Genomic DNA, 20175 nt, shown 5'->3' with positions numbered 1-20175 from the left:
TGAACAAGACCGATCGGTTTTCATATCCTCGCTCACGTCATCTTCTATACATGTATTCTAGATCCTAACAACCGACGGCCCTGGCCGTCCTTGTCCCTCTCAGAAGGCCTGTCTTTTCATTGACAAAGACCAGTTGCTGTGCTAGAAACCCGTGCCCCGATGCAGCGCGCTCGGGCTCCAACGGCGTGTATTTTTTTGTGGGAACGACGAGTCCGTACGTGAGTGTGAAGTTTGGCAAGAGAGCGCCGGGACGGGTACTCGTAGTCGCGGGTTGTATCGCGGTGAGCGCAGGTTTTCCTTCCATTACCTCAGCGACGCACGAGGCAGACCACCGCTTCCAGGTCGAAGGGTATGTCTGTGGGGAGGGTGGCGCGGGTCTCTCGAATACTGATGTGCTTGTCAAGGATACTAGGATTTCCTATGGTCAGGTCGTCAAGACCGATGGAGATGGCTACTATAAGGCCATGTTCCATCTTCACAATGACAATCTTGGGGATCCGCTGCTGATTGAGGCAAGGGGAGAGCAGAAGAATCTGAAAGTGGAATTTGACCCGAAGGATCTTGAGAGTGATCGGAAGATCCGAGTTGATTTTGGGAGTGGATGTGGCGGGGGCAATTCTCCATCGTGGATATGGTGGGGCGGTGGGGCGGTTATTGTGGTGGCTGGTGGTGCCATTGGGATGCGACTCCTGAGCTCCGGTGGCGGGAAGGTGAGGGGGAAGCCTCAAGGTAAGAAGAGAGGGCATCGCTGACGACGGTCTTGGGTTGGTGGGGTTGTAATTATCGATATATATGGAGATAGACGGTCGTCTCTATGCGGTTCCGAGTTTGTCATGTCCCGATTGTGCTGATTCTTGGATTGCTCGTTGGGTGTGGTGGGGGTGAGCAGGGTGAAGGCCCAATCGTGCCTCCACCTCCGTCCCCTGCTGAATATGCAGAAAAGCATATGCCGTCAGGATGGTGGGGAGATGCACAAAAGTTGGAAGAAGGGCGTAAGCTTTTTGTAGGTGAGGCGAATCCGGATGTCAATTGCGCCAGCTGTCACGGGAAAGATGGGAAGCCGGTCAAGGCAGGGGCCACGGACTTTCGAAATCCAGAACGCATGAAACTCTATTCTGACTCTGTATGGTTTTGGCGGATCTCGGAGGGGGTGCCCAATACCAAGATGAAGGGATGGAAAAGTAAGCTCTCGGAAGATGACCGATGGAAGCTTGTCTTGTTTGAGCGAAGTTTTGGTCTGCCTGGAAAAGTTTGGAGTGTGGAAAAGAGTCAGTGGGTTGACGCAGGCGCCAAGTGACGATTGGGATTTAGGGGTTGAGCTATTGTGGTGAGTGCGGTTATTTGCCAACGTGATGAGAGTGGTGAATCTTTTCATGTGGAATATCAGGCGAACGGGAGGTCTCAGGGATTTTTTGTAAGGTACTCAGGGATTCACTTATTCGGTCATGGTCAATGAATCTGAGATACTCTCGTCGGTTTTTGATGGTTTTCTGGGGCTGTTCTGTGGATCGACTTTCGCGCGCGCTAAACAGTCTCGTCCCTCCTGATGTAGGTGTCTGTTTCGTGTGGAGCTCTGGCCTTGATTAGGGGTGCGACGACATGCTGATGGCAAAAGCGGTCATAAGTCAGAGGCTCCTTTGTGTTGGATTCTTCTTACAAGGATAGGGGGCATCGAGGTACCGTGAAAACACATTCGAGCAGTCTCCTGGCTCTCACTCTTCTGGCTCTGCTGTGCGTGATGGGTGTTGCTGACGTGTTCGCGCAGGAGGCAGGGACGTCTTCTGTGGATTTCCCGTATACTGGAAATCGAACGGCTGTTTGGATCGTCGCCCAGCTGCACATTCTATTTGCTGCCTTCATTCTTGGGGCCCCAATCTTCGTCGTAATTTCGGAATGGCTGGGTTATCGTAAGCAAGATCCTCGATACGATCGTCTCGCAAAAGAAGTCACGAAAGTGACGGTGATTCTTTTCAGCATGACGGCGGTGACCGGCGGTTTGTTTATCTTTGTTCTTCTTGCTGCCTATCCGCAGTTCACGACCTCATTTATCAATCAATTCTATGTCGTGTTTGCGATCCTGTATCCGGCGTTGTTTATCGCTGAGACCATCCTTATGTATGCGTATCTCTATACATGGGATATTTGGAAGGGCGAAAAGAAGGCGCGTCATATTGCGCTGGGTGTTCTGCTGAATGTGGTGTGCCTGCTGATCTTGTTTGTGATCAATGGGCCTACATCGTTTATGAATACACCGCCTAAGGCTGAGGGTGTTTCGCCGCAAGACTTCATTATCACGGCGAGTTTGTGGGACAAGATTGCCAATCAAAGCTGGTTTCCGCTGAGCCTTCATCGAATCGATGGGAATGTGGCCTTTGGCGGCTTCATTGTCGGTATGATTGCTGCCTACATGTATATGGCGGCCAAGACGAAGGAAGAGCGGGCGTATTATGACTGGATGGGATTCGTCGCGATCTGGATTGCGGTGGGCGGGTCGCTATTGCAGCCGTTCACAGGGTTATTGTTGGCCTATGAGATGTGTGATTATGATTTTTCGTTCTGTCCGTACATGATGGCTGATCAGCTGTCGATGTTTTTTGAGATGCAAGGGATCATGATCGGCCTGCTCTTTCTGGGGATCAACTATTATAGTTGGCTGAGTGTCAAGCGTATTGAGGGAGCCGATAATGTTCGGATTACAGTCCTGGCGCCGATTGTCCTGATCGTCTTACTCCCGGTGACCATGTGGGTCATGAATAGCTGGTGGATTCCGGATCCCATGTCGCTGGCGATTCTCTTGCCGCTGGCGCTGTCTCCCTTCCTCCTGGGTCGGGTTGTTCCGATGACGGTCTCTGCGCGGACCGTTATCAAGATTGGTTTTATCATTATGCTTATTAGCGATGCCGTTTGGCTCACGCCTGCTGGATTTGTCGCCACCGGTACCGATATGCCTGATGAGTTAAAGTTGCCTGAAGGGTGGGACTATTTGTCGTCGATGCCGGCGAAGCTGTCCGCCATCTTGACGTTAGTGTTTGTCACGGTCGTCAACTTTGTCCTGTACAACCGTGCGATTAAGCAGGGGACAATTCTTTGGGGGAAGATCGATTTCGCCGCTCAATTCGTCTTGATCTTCCTGGCGTTCACGTCAACCTGGATTATGGGATTAATGGGGGCGGTGCGATCGCTCTTGAAGAAGTATTTCCATACCTACAGTCTGGTGTCAGATCTCAGCGTGGAGTCTTTTACGCCCACGCTTTCGTATTCTGCCGGGTGGATTACCGCGATTACGGTATTTTTTATCGCTGTGGTGACGGTTGCAGCACTGATTGCCATTCGGCCGTCTGTGGTGGCGCAGGCTAAGGAGTCTGAAGGGAGTCCTGTTCCTGTCCCGGTCAAGTAATCACCTTAGTGGAGTGTCTAGCGAGGCAGCGAAAAATCACATGTGGAATTTATTTAAAAAACTAACGGTCGGGTTGGTGGTGGGTGGTGGACTGGTTGCCATTGCGAATTCGCAAGAAGTGCCGGTTAGCTTCCAGCTCTTATTCTTTGTCGTCTCGCTGATCGGGGCCGTGACATTTGCGCTTCTTGATGCCAAGGCCATGAATGTGATGAGTGGAGGGATGTCATTTCTCGCCGTGATGGCATTCTGGATTTTCTTGATCTCGGTGTGCGTCGCCGGTGCGTCGTTCTTGCCGCAGTTCGACCCTGAGGATGAAAAGGCCAAGATTGGGAAACTTCTCGATAAAGAGCGCAAGCAGTCGGCCCAGGGGAAGACGGAAGAGCTGATCGCTCGCGCGAAGGCTCTTGATCAGCAAGTGAAGGCATTGGAGGATCGGCTGAAGGGGGTCGGCGGTGGACAGGCGGTTGCAACCATCCAGGCTCCTCCTGCTGGAGATAAGTCTGCTGCGGGTAGTGGTGGAGCTTCCGGTGACATCATGAAGGTTGGTGAAGAGCAGTGGCAATTGCAGGAGTGTTACAACTGTCACAAGTTAAGAGGAGAAGGGGGCAAGAAACGGGGGCCCGAGTTGGATAACATCGGAACCTTGTTGACGATCGAGGAGATTCAGCAAAAAATTGCCGACCCTAAGAGTTTTATGGCCGAGGGCTATGACAAGGAATGGCAGAAGGGCATTATGCCGGATAAGTTCAAAGATCTCATGGACCCCAAGGAAATGTTGGCGCTTGCCACCTGGTTAGGTTCCTTCAAGAACGCTGCAGTCAATACTCCCAAGCCGATCAAGAAAAAGTAATGCTGCAACCTAAATTGAAATCCAAGGTCCGGTGTACGGATCACGACATCGGGGAAGTTACCCGAGTAGTGCTGGATCCCCTCTCTCATGAAATCAGCCACATTGTTGTGTCGATGAATGGCAGTGGGGAGCGACAGGTTACGATGGCCCAGGTGCAGGACGTCACGGACGACGCGGTTCAGCTACGCGTCCTGTCGGCGGAGATCCTGTCGTTACCTCCGTTCAAGCGAGAAGACTATGTCACAACGCACGAAGTGGAGATCTCCCATCTGGAAGACAATCTCCATGTCACTCCCGGTGAGGTCCTCGTCCCTCTTCCTGATTTGGAAAAGAGCGTCAAGCGTCGCACATTTTTCATGAATTTTACCCATGTCATTGGGTTTTTGATCGGCCTTCCCCTTGCCTACCCCATCCTCCGGTTTCTGATGAAGCCCATGTATGCTGAGTTTGATAACGCATGGCTCAAGGTCGGGAACGTGAGCAAGATTAAACAGGAGGATGTCGGGACTCAGTTTAAATACAAGAAGCAGGTCAAAGAGGTGTACATGCCCGAGTATGAAGTCGAGAAGAATGTCTGGATTCTCCGGGCGACTCCCGACTTGCTGGAAAGGGTATATCAGGGGAAAGATGTCGAATTTCACGACGCCAAGGGAAAGACCATCTGGACAAACAAAAAAGATGTTCCCTATATCGCATTTTCCGGTAAGTGTCCCCATCTTGGCTGTGGCTTCAAGTGGCGCCAGCATAAGGCGCTTGGGCAGGTGTTTCTCTGTCCCTGCCATTTGAGCATTTATGATGCAGGCGGAAAAGTCCTTGATGGGCCGGCTCCCCGTGGATTGGATGCATTGCCGGTGAAGGTTTCACCTTCCGGCGAGGTTGAGGTCATCGATATGGAATTTAAGGCCGGTACAAAGTCTCAAATTCGGATTGTGTGAGCGCGTAGTATCATGGATATGAAACACTCATCTCCTGCTGTGATTCCCGATCATCAGCCCAGCACCAGCGAAAAAATTCTCGCCTTTCTTGATGAACGGCTTGGGCTCAAGGAAATGCAGGCGAAGATGCTCAATGAGCCGATTCCGGGAGGCTCTCGTTGGGCCTACGTATTCGGTTCGATCTTGTTGTTTATCTTTGCCATGCAAGCGGTCACCGGCACTATGCTCATGTTTTACTATGTGCCGACTGCGGATCACGCCTACGATAGTACGCAGTATATTATTCACGACGTCGATTACGGCTGGTTCTTGCTCAGCTACCATTTCTGGGGCTCCAGCGCGATGGTGGTTTGCGTGTTTGCGCATATGTCCCAGGTCTTTCTCTGGGGCGCGTACAAAAAGCCACGCGAGCTTCTCTGGTTGGTTGGGCTTGCCCTCTTCGGCATCGTCATTACGTTCGGCTTCACCGGCTACCTCCTTCCTTGGGATCAACGTGCGTTCTGGGCGACGCTCGTGGGTGTCGAAATTTTGGATAAAACTCCAATTATCGGTGACTTTATCGCGAGGTTTTTAAAAGGTGGTGCGAGTCCTGGGCAGATGACTTTGAGCCGATTCTTTGTCCTCCACGTGATGATTCTCCCAGCGGCACTGATGGCTTTGGCCGGGCTGCACATCTTCTTGTTCCGTGTGGCTGCTCCAGCAGGCCCCTTTAAAGGCACAACAGAGGAGATCAAGGCGAAAACCGACTATTTCTTTCCTCGTCAAATTTGGAAAGACATCGTTGGGATGGCCTTCGTTTTTGTCGGCCTTTGCGCCTTGGCCCTCTGGGAGCCGGTCGTGTTGCTGGACAAAGCGACGCCGGATCCCGGGGAGTATCATCCAGAACCGGAATGGTATTTTCTATTCTATTTCCAGCTGTTGAGGTTGAAACTCTTTGCTGGTCAGTTTGGTCAATTTATGGGTGCGGTTGCGCTGCCGGTCATCTTTATGGGGTTGATGGTGGCGCTTCCTTTTTTCGATAAAGATCCCGAACGGAATATTTTCAAGCGGCCAATCGCGCTGATCAGCTGGATTGCGATCATGGTCGTCATTGCCCTTTTCACAGTGGCCGCTGTCATTAATCGAGAGTTCTTGGACTAACGACAATTCATACGAACTGAGCATATGGCTGAAGAACGCGATTCCATGTCTCCCACGAAGATCGGTTTTGGCATTCTCTGGCCGGCCTGCTGGACCGGCATACCTATTAAGGCTGTGTTTGCCGTGATGGCCATGACCTTGGGGCTCGTCCACTTCGAGGGAAGATTTGGGCTTGCATTCCTCATGTTGCTCGCCAGCCCTGTTACTGTTTTTGCTGCTCCGGTGATCATGGCGATCTATGACACTCATTTTGGTGAGGGGATCGGTCTTCCGCTCATTTTTGGAGCCTCGATTCCTATTGATATTTGGGCGCTTGGTCTCGTCGGTCGAACCTTCTTTCTGGAGCGCCTCAAGAAAGAACCGCCTTACGACGGGCTTGGATTTGCTATCTGGTGGAGGAGTGCCCTTATCGGCACATTGATCTTGCCAATTCTATGGGGGATTGTCAGTCGAGTGACAGACACGGCTATCAGTGCCTCACATTCACTGGCAGCCATGGAAGCCTTACGACTCCTCTATGATACTGGGTTGCCGGTTGCAGAGCGCATTGGCCTTGAGTTGACGGTGTGGGGATCCATCTCTTCGGCTGTTCTTGTCATCCTGTCAGTGATCGGAGTGTCCGTCCTTGGGCAAGCCATTCGGCGTATTGCGGAAGTTTGCCGTCAGGTTCCTGAAAACTATCAGGGACTCATTACCCGCTGGGATCTGATGCGCGTGCCGAATGACCAAGGGCTGCTGTTGGCTTCGCTGGCCGGAGCCGGGGTGGTTTTCTCGCTTGTATTTTGGACTGTTCTTCCTGTGACAACCCCTCATCCCCATGAATGTTGTGCAAAGCCGGAAGTTCAGGCCGAACCGGTTTATAAACCAGTTGACTCATTGAATAAAAACACACAACGGCTTGCAGCAATGACCGCACAAGTTGAGGCGATGGAAAAGCAGAAATCTGAAACCAAAGGGCCAAAAGAGAAGGGCAAGGGGAAGCCGGTGGGGGCAGCCCCCTCTGATAATTCGAAACCGTAACTTGCGAGGTGATGTGGTGAGTGCCATACAGGAGATCGAAACGATTCAATGGGCTCTCCGGGCCATCCGTGGTCAAGGGCGATGGCTTGTCGGTCTCTTGTTGACGGTTGGCTGGTTTCTCCTTCCCTCGATTGGCTTGGCGGCGGAGGGAACCACTACCGGGCCGACTGAATATCGGGACATCCCCTATATCGGCAGCCGGAACCTTGTGTGGATCGTTGCCCAGCTCCACCTCCTGCTGGCTGGTTTCGTTCTCGGTGTTCCAATTTTTGCATGGCTGTGCGAAGTCATTGCATGGAGAGGCGGGGAAAAGCGTTATGACAAACTGGCCAAGGAGTTTACAAAGCTCCTGACTTCGGCCTATGCCACGACCGCGCTGTTCGGTGGGATTCTTCTGTTCCTCTTGGTCGCGTTCTATCCCAAGCTCATGAATTACCTGACGGACGTCTTTTTCCCGTCTTTCCTCCTCTATTGCCTGCTCTTTCTCCTTGAAACCGCGACCCTCTATCTCTATTGGTACGGTTGGGACGCGATGCAGGAAGGCAAGAAGAAAACTTTGCACGTGTTCCTTGGGTTCCTGCTGAATTTCTTTGCGTTGTTCATCATGATCGTGCCGAATGCCTGGGCGACCTTTCAGTCGAGTCCGGTCGTCATCTCAGAGGGGACCGCATTCGAACGCGCGTGGGCTGCCACGTGGAATCCCACCTGGTGGCCGATCAATATTCATCGGTTGATCGCCAATGTTGTGTTGGGTGGGTATATTTGCGGTGCCTATGCAGGCGTTCGCTATCTTTCAGTCAAGAGTAGGGAAGATCGCGAGCACTACGATTGGATGGGCTACGTCGGCAACTTTATCGGAGTATTCGGGCTCCTGGCCCTGCCGTTCGCCGGATACTGGCTCATGCGTGAAATCTATCAGTATAACCAGCAGATGGGGATCACCCTGATGGGAGGCTTCTTGTCCTGGCTCTTTATCATCCAGGCCATGCTCATCGGAGTCTTATTCCTTGGCTCCAACTATTATTTCTGGCTGGGGATTACCTATCGTATTCCAGGATCGGAGGCGAAGTATCGACGAGCGATGCTGATGATGCTCATCAGTTTGCTGCTTTGTCTTGCCGTCTGGATGACGCCGCATTCGCTTGTCGCCAGCATTGAAGAAGCCCAAAAAATGGGAGGTGCGCACCACCCCCTTCTGGGAGTGTTGGGTGTCATGTCGGCCAAGATGACCGTCTCCAACCTCATGATTCTCATTACCTTTATGAGCTTCGTGATGTATTGGCGAGCGGGGAAGCAAGACACAGCCGGATGGGCGAAACTGGGAAAAGCGGTGATGGGTGCCGTGCTGGTCTTGGCAAGCCTCGCTGTGATCGTTCTCGGGATCTGGGGGTATTTTGTTCCGGCGATCGTTCGGATTAATTATTTTTCGACATCTCAGGTAGCGATCGTCGGCTTCGTCATCCTGACGATCACACCGTTGACGGCACTCTTGCTGAAGAGTGCCAAGACGACGACGGAGATGGTGTGGGGCAGCATGCCTCCTCGCGCGGGGTATGCCTTGGTCCTTAACGCGGTCATGGTCATTTTGCTCATGACGCTGATGGGCTACGCACGGTCTTCTTCCCGCGTCCATTGGCATGTGTATGGGGTCATGCGAGATACCTCGCCCTATGCCTATTCGCCGGCACTCGGTAGTGCGTCGTTGATTATGGCGTTCTGTACGTTTTTCTTCTGTATCCTCGTCGCATTTATTTTCTGGGTGGCGACCATGGGCGATAAGTATAAAAATGCGGCAGGGACGGGAAAAGGAGAGCTGCCCCATGGCATTCCCGCTATGGCCGGGGGAGCTCCAGAGGAACGCCGGCAGGGATAGCGGCAAGCGGGTTTTGAGTCCTAAATTGTTACGGATGAGTTCGCAACGAAGAGCTCACTCCTGACCACTCAGTACTATAAATTAGAGGGCATATGAGTGAAGTCGCGCAACTACAGCTGATTGCACTGTCGATCGTGGGGGTCGGAATTCTGATCCTTCTCTTCATCAAAGCCGTCTTTATTCGGGTCACGGGATTTGTCTTTATCGTATTGGGGCTGTTCTCGTTGATGTCTCTGGCCGTACCGCAGCTGGCCTCATTGCCCCCCGCGGAAGAGAAAGTCGATATCAGCAGCATCAAGACCCCGACGGACATCGCCGCGATCGGCCAAACGGTCTTTTTCAGTAAGGGACAATGCGCGCTGTGCCATTCAATCGGTCCTAGCGAATCCGCTCGTTGTCCAGATTTGAAGGGGATTGGTGCAAAGCTCAGCAAGGATTTTCTGTATGAAAGTCTAACGGATCCTCAGGCGTTCATTTATCAGGACTACCGGCATGGCGGCGTGCCCAAGGAGTATCCCGCAACGATGCCTGCCATCAATAAAGATCCGATCGGGCTGTCGAAGAATGAAATTTTGGCGGTCATTGCATTTTTACAGCAAATGAGCGGCGAGCCGATCTCCGTCAGCGTATCGGAACTTGAAATACCGGGGAAGGCACCGTCTGCTCCCGTGAAGGCAGCGCAAGCAGCACTTGTGGCCGACGCACACACGAATTAGGAGGACTGTATGGGGGCGTTAGGGAAGCCGATCATTCTTATGGTAGGCATGTATGCGTTTCTGAAATTTGTGTTGCCAAACATCCCAGGCTCAGCCCCGCTGCCCTCCAGTTTGATTTTTCTCTATCTCCTTCTGACGGCATCTGGGATTGTGATCTTTGAAACGTTAAGTGGTGAGTCGAAGGATGCTTTCTGGGGGCCCATCCAGCGGTTTTTGACCGGGGAGAATATCGGTGGTCTCCAAGCGCTTCGCTATGGGGTATTCATTCTGTTTCCCTTGTTGGTGGGATGGCAAACATACGGCAGTACGGCGGTGAGCGACCTTCCGCCGACGGAAAGCCGAACGATTCATCCGGCTCCTCCAGGGGAATACACCGGACTCTCAAACCCTGTCCCCAAAACCCCTGAAAACATTATGCAGGGCAAGGGGTTTTATGCCGCCTATTGTTCACCCTGCCATGGCGGTAATTTCGATGGGAAGGGCCCCGCTGCTCGTGGGTATATTCCGGCGCCTGCCAATTTTGCCGATCCCACGACCATTGCCATGTTGCAGGAGAGCTATCTTTTCTGGCGAATTAAAAAGGGCGGGGTGGGTCTTCCGATTGAAGGAGCACCGTGGAAGTCTGCGATGCCTCGTTGGGAAGTTGAGTTACCCGATGAATGGATTTGGAAGATTATTATGGGCGAGTATGACGGAGCCCACCAGTCTCCGCGAACCTGGGAATAAGGGAGCAGCAGGGGTGGATGGACACTAGGTGTATAGGGAGAATGAGGGCAGCATGAAACCGGCGAATCAGATAATACGGCAGGTTCTGCGCAGTGGGATCGGCGTGCTCACGGCTATCGTGGTTGGGGGGGCAACCCTCAGCTTTGCTCAAGAAAGTGTCTCGGTTCGAGCCACGCTGATGACGGGGGGAGTCCCCCTGGACGATCCGAACGCGGCAGCCTGGAGCAGTGCGCCGCCTGCCACGTTCCCAATGTCACCGCAAGTCCATTGGCAGAATCGTATCCAAGAAGTGACGGTGAAGGACGTCATCGTGCGCGCCTTGCATGACGGAAAACAGGTGGCTGTGCTCGTCGAATATACCGATCCGACCCAGGATCCTGATGATGCCGCAGCGCTTGAATTTATGGTGGGGGATAAGAAAGCGCACTTTGCCCACGGCCAACCGATGTCGCAGGTCGAGGGCGGGCCGGTCAATATCTGGTTCTGGAAAAACAAGACGGGCAAGGCCGTTGATATGAATGCAAAAGGCTTCGGTACGTTGAAGTCGCAAGAGCATCAGGATGTGAAAGCGAAGGGTACCTATTCAAACGGAACCTGGAAAGTCGTGTTTTCACGGGATTTGTCGACTGGGCACGCTGAGGAAGATGTGCAAATTACGCCGGGGCAATTCATCAGCATCGCCTTTGCCGTGTGGGATGGTCGGAAAGATGGTGCGGGAGACTTGGTGGAAAAGGGATCACAGAAGGCGGTCTCGTCCTGGTGGTATTTCCGAGCCGACGCTCCGCCGGATTATTCCGGCTATATGTATGCAGCGATCGCGGCAGCATTAGCCTTGGGATTTCAGTTTGTTCTGATCCGAAAACTCAAGAAAGGGCAGTCAGCATGAAGGCGGCACGGCTGGGTGTCATTGGATTAGCAGTGGGAATGATCGGGGGCGCGGCGTTGATCGCCGGAGGGTGTGCCAACGAACAAGAGAAGCGAGGCCACGAACTCTATACTCACTATTGCAGTGACTGTCACGGGGAAAGCGGCAAGCAGAACGAGGGTTTCAATTGGGCCGCTATGCCGGATCCCAAACCGAAAGATTTGTCCAATAAGTCTGAGATGAGCACATTCAAGGACGAGGATCTCTTCGCAACTATCTCACGTGATATGTTGGACACCACTGAAGAAGGTGGCGATACGATCGGTGATGACGATTTTGCCGTTCCCACCATGCCGACCTTCAAGTATACGCTCTCCGAGGATGAGGTTTGGGCGATCGTCGGGCATGTCCGCACATTGCACGGGATGAAGATGGAGTTCAATGTGGCGGGACGAAAGTCGTCGCTTGAAGAAGGACTCAAGGCCGCACAGGCCAAGTTTGAACAAGCGAAGCAGGCCTATGAAGCGGCAGAAAAAAAAGCCAGTGATGAAGCTGAACGCAAGAGTGAACAATTAAAGAAGGACGTGGACGTAGACGAGTCTGCCTATGCAGCTGAACTAGCGACGATGGCGCAGACAAAAAAAGAGCTGGATCTTGCGCAGGTTGGGCTCAATAATTTCTCGACCAGGCCAGGCAAAGGTGTGAGTATTCCCAGACCGGATCTGACGGTGAAACCAGCGGACGCTGCAAAATTGGTCGACCGTGGGAAACAACTCTACGAAAACAAGTACGGGTGCAACGGGTGCCATAACATTGCCGGAGAAGGTGGCAAGATTGGTCCTCAGCTCGATCGAGCCGGATTTCGGTTGAATGCTACCTGGATCTATCGCTGGCTGAAGAATCCACAAGCCATGGATGCGCATACTCGTATGCCGGCGTTGGGCTTCACTGATGCGGATGCGAAGGCGGTCACCTTGTATGTGGCCACGTTGCGAGCTCCAAAGGAGGAACCCGTCGTCCAGAAGCCAGTTGAGAAGCCGTAGCAGGCAAGTCATTGGCTTCTGTCCAGACAGCAAGCTGAAGTCATCTGATGACTCTGGGTCGACTCGGACTACTAGGGTGCGTCAAGCTTGCTGTAGGGACTGGAATCGACTGAGGCCTTAAGGGGTTTTGTTCTGTTAGTGTAGCAACCCTGCCAGCAATCCTAAGAGGATTGCAACGCCTGCCCAGATATGATGTCGGAACATGGCGAATGCGCGGGCGGGGGAGACCGGTTGTTGAAGGTCTCTCACCTGTTTTATGAAAAAAAATCCTACCCCCGACAGCGTACAATAGAAAGGCCATTGCAGCTGGTTCAGCCAACCCGTGATGGTCAAGAAGGCCAGCATGGTCCCAAAGGCAAGGCCTACACCGCGGTGGAGCGCTGAGCCAAGGTAGAGAGCAGCAGATTTGACCCCCACTCGCCGATCATCTTCGATGTCTTGTACGGCATAGATCGTGTCATAGGCGATGGCCCACGCAGCGGTCGTACCAAAGAGGAGCCACGCGGAGACGTCCACATGCTCCCGTACTGCAGCCCAGGCCATGATGGTGCCCCAGCCAAAGGCAATCCCTAACATCGCCTGAGGAATATGGATCCATCGTTTGGAGAAGGGATACAACGCCGCTAAACCTACCGCAATGGGAGAGAGCCAGGCGACGAGCGGGGGAAGGCCGAGCAGTAGGCCAGCCGCGATCAGCAGTAACAGACCAAGGAGGGCATAGGCCTGACGGCGGGATAATTCTCCGGCTGCCAGTGGCCGAGTCTTGGTGCGGGTCACTTGTCGATCAAAGGTCTGATCAGCCAAGTCGTTCATAATGACGCCGGCGCTTCGCATAACGAACGCGCCGCCGATAAACATCACGAGCAGCTTCAAGGATGGAATTCCTCGGGATGCCAGAACCAGTGCCCACAGACTGGGCAAGAGTAACAGATAGGTACCGGTCTGGTTCGGTAGACGGATCAACCTGGCTAGGGCAGACCAAGGAACGACAGAGGAAGTCGCCGAGGATGAAGCTGCTGGAGCGGACATGCTGCGACCTTAGCCCAGCGGAAATTGGCTGTCAACGGGCCTTGACTGGTTGTGGCGCTACGGCGAATTCTGTATAACCACTCTGTGAAGAATCTCCAAACCTCTCCAAGCCGTTGGGTGAAGCTGAGTTGCGATCGTGTCCGCCGTTGTGCCGTTTCGGTGTTCATCCTGATCGCGGTCGGATGCACCGGGTTCAATCGGACGCCATCGCCTAGTAGCCCGTCCGTGATTCCTCTGACGCCGGCTATCTGGTTTTCACCCAGCGTCACTGCCGCTGAGGTGTCATACGACACCCCCTGTGGTGAAACGAGGACGATGGCGCTTGCTGATCGGCTGACCACGTCCGTTCCAAAAAAGCTAACCGGTGTCTTTGGTCAGGTGGCTACGCAGAATCAGACTGAGGAGCCCCTCGCCTCGGATGGCGCGATAGAGGTTGGTGTCGGCATCAGACGGATCAACCTTGCCATTCCACCGCAAGGCCATGGGAGCCATCCGGCTACGGCGACGGTGGGAATGGAAATGGTGTTTTTGGCACGTGATGGAACCGTGCTCTTCAGTAAAAAGATGGATGGAGTTGGGCGTGGGACGGTCACCGTTGCCGAACAGTCTTGTATCGTCGAGGGGTTGGATGGGATTGTGCAGGAAGCCATCGACTCAGTGGCAGACGGGTTGGCAAAGCAGATGGCGCTCTCGTCCCAGATACAAGCGTATGCGGCAACGAAAGATACCTGGAAACCGATCGCCGGACGGTCCAGGCCTGACGCAGTAGCCCCGATCGCAGGGGTTGCCGCAGTGCCAACCCCTGCAGCACCGGAAATCAGTCAACCAGCTCAGGTGACTCCTCCCCAACCGGTTCAGCCCGCACAGCTGGGTTTTCGAGCGATTATTCGAGATGAAAATCGGGACCAGTTTCTGGACCCTGATGAGTCCCTCACGATTGAGGTTGAAGTCAAGAATGAAGGGGCTGTAGAGGCAAAGGATGTCGCCGTTGTCGTTGAAGGAAAGGACGAGCTAGCCGGCGTCTTTCCGGGTGACTTGGCGGTGGGGACGCTCCAACCGGGAGAAATCAAGCGAACCACGTTCACTAAACAAGTCGCAGCAACCCAATCAACCGGTCATGGAGAGCTGTCACTGAGTCTGCGGTCTGTCAGCCCACTGAGTCTTGTGTCACCTCCTAAGGTCTTTGCCTTCAGAGCGAAGCCGAAGCAGCCTGATGGAATGATGGTTCCTGATGTGGATCAGCTGCCAAGCACACTCGCGGCGTTTAAGGAGCCGAAGGCCGTGATCATTACCATCGGAGTCGGACACTTTCGCGACGAGCAGGTGCCGGTGGTTAGCCATGCCAGCCACGATGCGGCTGTGATGGCGGAATATTTCCATACCATCGGGAACGTGCCGCGTGAACGGATGCGAGTACTGCTCGACCGCCAAGCCCAGCATGCGGACTTGGAGGAGACGTTTGAAAAGTGGTTGCGCAAAAAGGCGGATGCGGCCACCGACCTCTATGTGTTTTTTTCCGGCCGTGCCCTGGTTGATGGTCCGAATGGGGCTGTGTTGCTGATGGCGTATGATGGCGCGCCTGCCGGTCAAACCGGACTCTATCCACTCCGCCGGCTGCAGGAGGCGATCCAACGACTTCCGGTTCGTCGAGCAGTGGTCTTCTTCGATGTCTCGTTGGATCCCGTTCCCGGTGTCGATCTTGCCACGATTTCCCAACCGGATTGGGAGTCAGGGCTCAGTGACGCGAGGAAGGATGTGGAGATGTGGATGGTGGGTAACCGGAAGTTGCAGGAAGCCCAGGCGCATGACCAAGGCAAACACGGGTTGTTTACCTACTATCTCCTGAGAGGCTTGCAAGGGGTGGCCGATCTGAATCGCGATGAGACTGTGACGGCAGGGGAACTGTGCACCTATGCGAGAAGCCAGGTTATTCAGATCACTAAAGAACAATTGAGAAGCAAGCAGCAGCCTCTCTGCTTACCGCAAGTGGGTCGTGGTGGTATGGCGCGGATCTATCCTGTGGCCAGGGGAAACAATCCCAAGCCCACGCCGATCCCGAAATCGCCGGAGACTTCCGCCGGGGTCTCAACGCCATCCCCCACGCTCATGCATGTTGGACCGTGATGGGCTGTGCCGGCACGGCAGACTACAATTGACAGCCACGCTGGTGGTCGTTATCATGCCGGAGTATTTCCCGTCAGGTCATCCTCCAACTCTTACCAAGGTGCCGGCGTAGCTCAGTTGGTAGAGCAGCGGTTTCGTAAACCGCAGGTCGCCCGTTCAATCCGGGTCGCCGGCTCCATAGTGCGTAAAGCCACATCGACAATCCTTAGCGCTGGATGAATAGGTGTCGGTATTGCTCCGTTGAACGGGCGAACTGGGGGGATTCGAAGGGGGTGTGTCCCCTTCGTGGGGATCGTACAAGGGGGCTGGCCCCCTTCGTAGGAATCGGTGAGGCAGGCTTCAGGGCCGAACCGATGACGGGTTGTCCGTTCAATCCGGGTCGCCGGCTCCAATCCTTTTTAACCGTCGGGGTCAAGTAGCAAGTGCCACGGGTGAATGATGGCGCAACTACGCCTAATGATTAAGAGGTCGGATACCGTTTCTTACCTCTTGAACTACACCTGAGTTTCACCACTCACTCTATTCCGAATAGACGACCAGCAGAAGGCCAAAGAGAACGACGCATCCTCCCCACGCGATTTCCAACCGTTTCCTCACGAGTGGCGATGCGCCAGGCAACCAGGACGCCAGACCTTTTGATAAGCCCGCACAGATACCCACGCTCCCTAACACCGCATGATGAAGATCGATCCTGGCCGCGCCGGGATGATTCGCATGCGAGTGTACGAAGAGTAGGAGGCTGCCGGCCAAAGTTAGGAAAACCAATGGAGCTGTCCAGGCTGGATGCCGAACACGGCCGGTTCGGCGGAGTGCTTCGCACACGGCTATGGCCATGGCTAGAACCGCACAGACCTTGTGCTCGATAATTTCACGATCCTGGCCGAAAAATGTGTCGGCAAAGCTGAGGGAGCCGATAGGCCAGGCATCATGGTCGCTCCAGATCATCATGGAGATTCCGACCACACCGAGGGTCGTCGGCAGTGCGAGACGTGTCCACAGGGGAAGGGTATATTGTAATGCCTGACCTAACTCGGCAAACCCAAATAGCATGTCGCTGAGACCAGCAGAGTGATGGTTAAATTCCGAATAGGCAATGCCTTCCGGTGATCCTTCCCAGCGTCCGCCGGCGTGACCGTGATGATCAGCGGTCACGTCAGTCTCAGTAGAGAGATCCTGGTGACCTGCTGGTGCTTGCGCCCGTACGTCTGAAATGCTGGTAAACGAGACAATAAAGATCAGAAGGCCAGATAGTAGGTGGGACCAGCGAGTCATATCCAATGGGAGATCTCCAACGAGAGACGTTCGCCCCTGGCCGAGCGAACCATAACACACATTACTTAATACGGCTACTTGAAATACAGCAGGAGTTGCTCAAACGCTATAGGGGCTGTGCGAAAGGGAGGCATGTGTTGGTGATGGCCGAGACGCTCACAGGTGCATGGGGTGCCCGTCGCTCAGAGTTACCCAGCCACGAATGATACGATAGACGAACCAGAGCCCGACCAGCGTGATTGGGAGCCAGATGAAGAGAAGGCCGATCCCAAAGGTCGCGATGATGAAGATCACGCAAAGGGACATCCACAACAGCCCAAACCAGAACGTGCGAATCTGCCAGCGAAAATGCGATTCAAGCCAGGTCCCACGAACCTCGCTTCGTTTGATGTAGTTGAGAATCACTGCAATGATCGATGGCCAACCGGTGAGAAATGCGCCGACCACCGAGGCCGTGCCAATGATGCCGGTCAGCAGGCTGAACGCGTGGAGGGCGTAGACGACCTTTGTCCAGGTGACCAGTGAATCCATGTCTTCGTTCCCTTCGCCCCCTTTTATAGTGAGTCGTGTCTGTATCTAAACCTACGCTCAGCATACTCACCATCTTGAGTTTTGCGCAAGGCAGCCAGGTACTCTGCACGTCTGATGTCGTTTGTCTTGGAGGCAGTGAAGTTTGTCGGAGACAGAGGATATTGCAAAAAGACGATTTCACAAAATGTGCGGCCGAGACGCGAGCAATGGGGTATGAGGGGAAGGAGAGGGAAGAAGACGCAAGTTGGAGGAGCGGCTTAGGTCAGGCTTCCGATCAGGTTTCTCGGTAACAACAACATCAATGATGGACCATTTGGATGCCAGTAGAGCACGTCACTTCGGTTTCTGTTTGTCTGGTTGCGGCGTCGGTGCAGGCTTCTTCTTGGACTTGAGCCAGTCCGCATTCTTTGGATCGTCGCCCGGTCGTAACGGCGCAGGCACTATCCCTCCATGGCTTTGCGAATGGCCTCTTCGTAGGCCTGAAAATCTTTATAGTCGGCACTTCGGACGATTGTCGCCGTCCGCGTGCCCACGTTTCATGCGACGTCCGGGGCCGTAAAGCAACGGAATCCTAGCAGGTGTCGGTGGAAATCGCTATCTGGTGTACCTCAGTACTGGTTGTCCGACGATTACGGTCCATGCCAGATCAGGTACGGTGGTTTCTTCATTGCCTCACCTGCGTTGGGATAAAGCCGCAGGGTATAGCTATACGCCTGCTCTTGGGCAGTCAGGCACGTGGAAGCCGAGAGACGGTGGTTCGCAATATTGCGGAAGTCTGTGCGATTGTCCATCTCAATCACGGTATAAACTGAGCAGGAGAAATCGCCTTCCTTCGAGCACTCTGTGCTGATTGCCAGGTAGGATCCATCCGAAAACGTCATGAGTGGCTCTAGGTTGAGACGGCTCATTACAACTCCTTTCGTCTCAAAAAATGTAGGAACGGGTCAGCCTCTAGGGCGAAGTACGATCGCAGTGGCATGAGTGGGCGGCAACCCGAGTGCACTCTTGCCGTTCACTCGAGATGGGGTGAGCGTGCTGTACCGTTCATGGTCTTTCTAGCCGAGGTGAGCAAGAGATCGCTGCAGAGACTGGCACATTCATTCAATAGAGTGGTGCCTGCGGACCCCATTGCAATCCTGCGAGATCAGGATCTTCGCCCTCCTGGGCTGGGCGGTCCGGCTTGTTGGCCTTGCGTTCCGCGCGGCGGGCCTCCTTGTCGCGCTGCTTTTGCTGACGTGCTTTTTCACGGTCTCGCTTCGCCGCTGTAGTTTTGCCTGGTCCTCCGATGGTGCCCTCCTTGCGAGCCCGATCTGGTGATGCTCGACTTGTTACGACGCAGTTTTTCGCTTGCGGGTTGTTCCTGGTCGCTTCGTGCCAGGCGCTGAGCGTCCGCCCTGCTGTTGCGAGCGAGAGACCGTATCGGGACTCAATCCCTGACTGGCGGCTGACGCAATTTGGCGACGTAGGTCGTCAATCGAGGGAGCCGATAACGATCCTGTCGGGTCTTGGAGTCCCAACTTCTCCCAACGCACTTTGGTTCGAAGTACGACTCGCCGCCGTTTATTGGGGGATTTTGTTCCCCATGATGTCTTCATGGTCGCTCCATTTCAAATGTTCAGGCTCAACGCGGGGCTCGATGTCCGTCGGACCCTCACCGAGACTTATCTCGAGATGCAGATGCCTTGTCTGTTGCAGCCACAAAGCGATCTTCGGGAAGAGCGGCTCGGAGCCTGTCGGTAAGAGACCGGCGATACAGTTCAGATTCGCGACCGATCAGCACTAATTGGTTGCTGTCGATCAGAATATTCAGATGTTGCTCGGGGACGAGCAATCGTACCCCATCCTCAACTTTGACGCGATACTGCGTTTTCCCATCGGGGTTTCGCTCGGATCCGGAGACGATCTCCGTGAGCCCGTCGATAATGCCTTCGTAAGCTTCGGATCGATGGCGCACTTTCGTGCCATTCGGAATACGGACCCAATTTGCTGTGGGGGCTGGTCGAGTACTGTTCGTTGTGGTCATAAGATGTCCTCTCCGAGTGTGGGCACGCAGTGCGGCTTTTAGGTCTGATACCGAACCTTGTGTCCATGGGGATTGTACATGTCGCTACAATTCTGTCCCTCGCAGGCCGTGGCATCCTCAGGCGGACGTCGACGGCTCACAAGAAAATCTTGCCCAGGAAATTCACTACTGACGATCGCGCGGGCACGGTGTCGGGAAGGATGGGCGCGAGGAGCAAAATTCGTATGAGTGAGTCTACCATATCAAGGCTAGAATTGCGACTGTACAGCAGGATCAGTGGTCAGGACGATTCACGGGGGCTCCTGTCAGTACCGATCCGTGGGTGAGGAGGACGGTGAGGGCACAGGGTATGGATCGCAGCGGACAGGGCGGCACGCTTCCTTACGAACGGTGAATGGACATCACGACACTGACGAACTATCACCGTTTGTTGTGGCGGTGTGGGAGGAGAGTCAAGGTTGCCAGAGCTACCCGAGGCGGAGGCTCTGGCAGAACTCCCGGCAACGACGCCTGATGAGCCCATCTCCGTCTGGCTCTCAACCACTGGTATCCATTAGTTCATGAAGCCGGCGGTCATCAGTGCAAAGGCGACGATCCCGATGAAAAATGCCGCATACAAGAATGCCCATCC

The 20175-nt window shown here is 54.1% G+C and carries 19 protein-coding genes and 1 tRNA gene; 14 read left to right on the top strand and 6 right to left on the bottom strand.

Annotated features, from left to right (window positions below):
- Positions 1-218 precede the first annotated feature (218 nt).
- From ACYX34_RS18850 to ACYX34_RS18795, 12 genes are all read left to right on the top strand, one after another.
- Entirely contained in the window at positions 219-752 is a 534-nt protein-coding gene (locus ACYX34_RS18850) for a hypothetical protein (RefSeq protein ID WP_462078117.1), read from the top strand.
- Positions 753-814: 62 nt separating this feature from the next.
- Entirely contained in the window at positions 815-1297 is a 483-nt protein-coding gene (locus tag ACYX34_RS18845; protein WP_462078116.1) for a c-type cytochrome, read from the top strand.
- Positions 1298-1681: 384 nt separating this feature from the next.
- Positions 1682-3397, top strand: a complete 1716-nt coding sequence (locus ACYX34_RS18840) for a cytochrome ubiquinol oxidase subunit I (protein ID WP_462078115.1) — start codon at positions 1682-1684, stop codon at positions 3395-3397.
- Between the two features lie 40 nt (positions 3398-3437).
- On the top strand, positions 3438-4247 hold the full coding sequence (locus tag ACYX34_RS18835; protein WP_462078114.1) for a c-type cytochrome: 810 nt from the start codon (positions 3438-3440) through the stop codon (positions 4245-4247).
- Complete coding sequence (locus tag ACYX34_RS18830) at positions 4247-5182, top strand: Rieske 2Fe-2S domain-containing protein (RefSeq protein WP_462078113.1); 936 nt, start codon at positions 4247-4249, stop codon at positions 5180-5182. Before ACYX34_RS18835 ends, ACYX34_RS18830 begins: the two co-directional genes overlap by 1 nt.
- Before the next feature lie 18 nt (positions 5183-5200).
- Positions 5201-6322: a cytochrome b gene (locus tag ACYX34_RS18825; protein ID WP_462078112.1), complete on the top strand. Its 1122-nt coding sequence runs from the start codon at positions 5201-5203 to the stop codon at positions 6320-6322.
- Positions 6323-6346: 24 nt separating this feature from the next.
- Positions 6347-7342: a hypothetical protein gene (locus ACYX34_RS18820; protein WP_462078111.1), complete on the top strand. Its 996-nt coding sequence runs from the start codon at positions 6347-6349 to the stop codon at positions 7340-7342.
- Positions 7343-7358: 16 nt separating this feature from the next.
- The gene (locus tag ACYX34_RS18815) at positions 7359-9215 is read left to right on the top strand and encodes a cytochrome ubiquinol oxidase subunit I (RefSeq protein WP_462078110.1); all 1857 of its coding nucleotides are present in this window, start codon (positions 7359-7361) and stop codon (positions 9213-9215) included.
- A gap of 92 nt (positions 9216-9307) precedes the next feature.
- The gene (locus ACYX34_RS18810; RefSeq protein WP_462078109.1) at positions 9308-9931 is read left to right on the top strand and encodes a c-type cytochrome; all 624 of its coding nucleotides are present in this window, start codon (positions 9308-9310) and stop codon (positions 9929-9931) included.
- A 9-nt stretch (positions 9932-9940) separates the two neighbouring features.
- Positions 9941-10657 (top strand): c-type cytochrome, encoded by a 717-nt coding sequence (locus ACYX34_RS18805; RefSeq protein ID WP_086425212.1) that lies wholly within the window; start codon positions 9941-9943, stop codon positions 10655-10657.
- A gap of 52 nt (positions 10658-10709) precedes the next feature.
- A complete protein-coding gene (locus ACYX34_RS18800; protein WP_462078108.1) occupies positions 10710-11543 on the top strand; it encodes an ethylbenzene dehydrogenase-related protein in 834 nt (277 codons plus the stop codon).
- On the top strand, positions 11540-12565 hold the full coding sequence (locus tag ACYX34_RS18795; protein WP_462078107.1) for a c-type cytochrome: 1026 nt from the start codon (positions 11540-11542) through the stop codon (positions 12563-12565). Before ACYX34_RS18800 ends, ACYX34_RS18795 begins: the two co-directional genes overlap by 4 nt.
- A 135-nt stretch (positions 12566-12700) precedes the next feature.
- Here the strand turns inward: ACYX34_RS18795 and ubiA are convergent, their stop codons facing one another.
- Positions 12701-13594 (bottom strand): 4-hydroxybenzoate octaprenyltransferase, encoded by an 894-nt coding sequence (gene ubiA, locus ACYX34_RS18790; RefSeq protein WP_462078106.1) that lies wholly within the window; start codon positions 13592-13594, stop codon positions 12701-12703.
- An 84-nt stretch (positions 13595-13678) separates the two neighbouring features.
- Here ubiA and ACYX34_RS18785 point away from each other — a divergent pair, with 84 nt between their 5' ends.
- Together ACYX34_RS18785 and ACYX34_RS18780 are read left to right on the top strand one after the other, a co-directional pair.
- Positions 13679-15718 (top strand): caspase family protein, encoded by a 2040-nt coding sequence (locus ACYX34_RS18785; protein ID WP_462078105.1) that lies wholly within the window; start codon positions 13679-13681, stop codon positions 15716-15718.
- Positions 15719-15820: 102 nt separating this feature from the next.
- Positions 15821-15896 (top strand) — tRNA-Thr (locus ACYX34_RS18780).
- A 341-nt stretch (positions 15897-16237) separates the two neighbouring features.
- Here ACYX34_RS18780 and ACYX34_RS18775 read toward each other — a convergent pair.
- The 5 genes from ACYX34_RS18775 to ACYX34_RS18755 all read right to left on the bottom strand — a co-directional run bounded on the left by ACYX34_RS18775 (position 16238) and on the right by ACYX34_RS18755 (position 19544).
- Positions 16238-16990 carry a hypothetical protein gene (locus ACYX34_RS18775; protein ID WP_462078104.1) on the bottom strand — a complete coding sequence of 251 codons (753 nt, stop codon included), beginning with the start codon at positions 16988-16990 and terminating at the stop codon, positions 16238-16240.
- A gap of 156 nt (positions 16991-17146) precedes the next feature.
- The gene (locus tag ACYX34_RS18770; protein ID WP_462078103.1) at positions 17147-17521 is read right to left on the bottom strand and encodes a DUF4870 family protein; all 375 of its coding nucleotides are present in this window, start codon (positions 17519-17521) and stop codon (positions 17147-17149) included.
- 629 nt (positions 17522-18150) lie between these two features.
- Entirely contained in the window at positions 18151-18429 is a 279-nt protein-coding gene (locus ACYX34_RS18765) for a hypothetical protein (RefSeq protein WP_462078102.1), read from the bottom strand.
- Positions 18430-18849: 420 nt separating this feature from the next.
- A complete protein-coding gene (locus ACYX34_RS18760) occupies positions 18850-19116 on the bottom strand; it encodes a hypothetical protein (protein ID WP_462078101.1) in 267 nt (88 codons plus the stop codon).
- Between the two features lie 56 nt (positions 19117-19172).
- A complete protein-coding gene (locus ACYX34_RS18755) occupies positions 19173-19544 on the bottom strand; it encodes a hypothetical protein (RefSeq protein ID WP_462078100.1) in 372 nt (123 codons plus the stop codon).
- Positions 19545-20175 lie beyond the last annotated feature (631 nt).

The organism is Nitrospira sp. CMX1 (genome assembly GCF_054902215.1).
Note: the sequence above shows the minus strand (reverse complement) of the source record. Positions and strands in the feature narration are given on the sequence as shown.

Excerpts from the sequence above, each read along its gene's own strand:
- ACYX34_RS18845 (WP_462078116.1), top strand. The coding sequence starts at position 815 with ATGCGGTTCCGAGTTTGTCATGTCCCGATTGTGCTGATTCTTGGATTG.
- ACYX34_RS18835 (WP_462078114.1), top strand. The coding sequence starts at position 3,438 with ATGTGGAATTTATTTAAAAAACTAACGGTCGGGTTGGTGGTGGGTGGT.
- ACYX34_RS18830 (WP_462078113.1), top strand. The coding sequence starts at position 4,247 with ATGCTGCAACCTAAATTGAAATCCAAGGTCCGGTGTACGGATCACGAC.
- ACYX34_RS18825 (WP_462078112.1), top strand. The coding sequence starts at position 5,201 with ATGAAACACTCATCTCCTGCTGTGATTCCCGATCATCAGCCCAGCACC.
- ACYX34_RS18820 (WP_462078111.1), top strand. The coding sequence starts at position 6,347 with ATGGCTGAAGAACGCGATTCCATGTCTCCCACGAAGATCGGTTTTGGC.
- ACYX34_RS18810 (WP_462078109.1), top strand. The coding sequence starts at position 9,308 with ATGAGTGAAGTCGCGCAACTACAGCTGATTGCACTGTCGATCGTGGGG.
- ACYX34_RS18805 (WP_086425212.1), top strand. The coding sequence starts at position 9,941 with ATGGGGGCGTTAGGGAAGCCGATCATTCTTATGGTAGGCATGTATGCG.
- ACYX34_RS18800 (WP_462078108.1), top strand. The coding sequence starts at position 10,710 with ATGAAACCGGCGAATCAGATAATACGGCAGGTTCTGCGCAGTGGGATC.
- ACYX34_RS18795 (WP_462078107.1), top strand. The coding sequence starts at position 11,540 with ATGAAGGCGGCACGGCTGGGTGTCATTGGATTAGCAGTGGGAATGATC.
- ubiA (WP_462078106.1), bottom strand. The coding sequence starts at position 13,594 with ATGTCCGCTCCAGCAGCTTCATCCTCGGCGACTTCCTCTGTCGTTCCT.
- ACYX34_RS18775 (WP_462078104.1), bottom strand. The coding sequence starts at position 16,990 with ATGACTCGCTGGTCCCACCTACTATCTGGCCTTCTGATCTTTATTGTC.
- ACYX34_RS18770 (WP_462078103.1), bottom strand. The coding sequence starts at position 17,521 with ATGGATTCACTGGTCACCTGGACAAAGGTCGTCTACGCCCTCCACGCG.
- ACYX34_RS18765 (WP_462078102.1), bottom strand. The coding sequence starts at position 18,429 with ATGAGCCGTCTCAACCTAGAGCCACTCATGACGTTTTCGGATGGATCC.
- ACYX34_RS18760 (WP_462078101.1), bottom strand. The coding sequence starts at position 19,116 with ATGAAGACATCATGGGGAACAAAATCCCCCAATAAACGGCGGCGAGTC.
- ACYX34_RS18755 (WP_462078100.1), bottom strand. The coding sequence starts at position 19,544 with ATGACCACAACGAACAGTACTCGACCAGCCCCCACAGCAAATTGGGTC.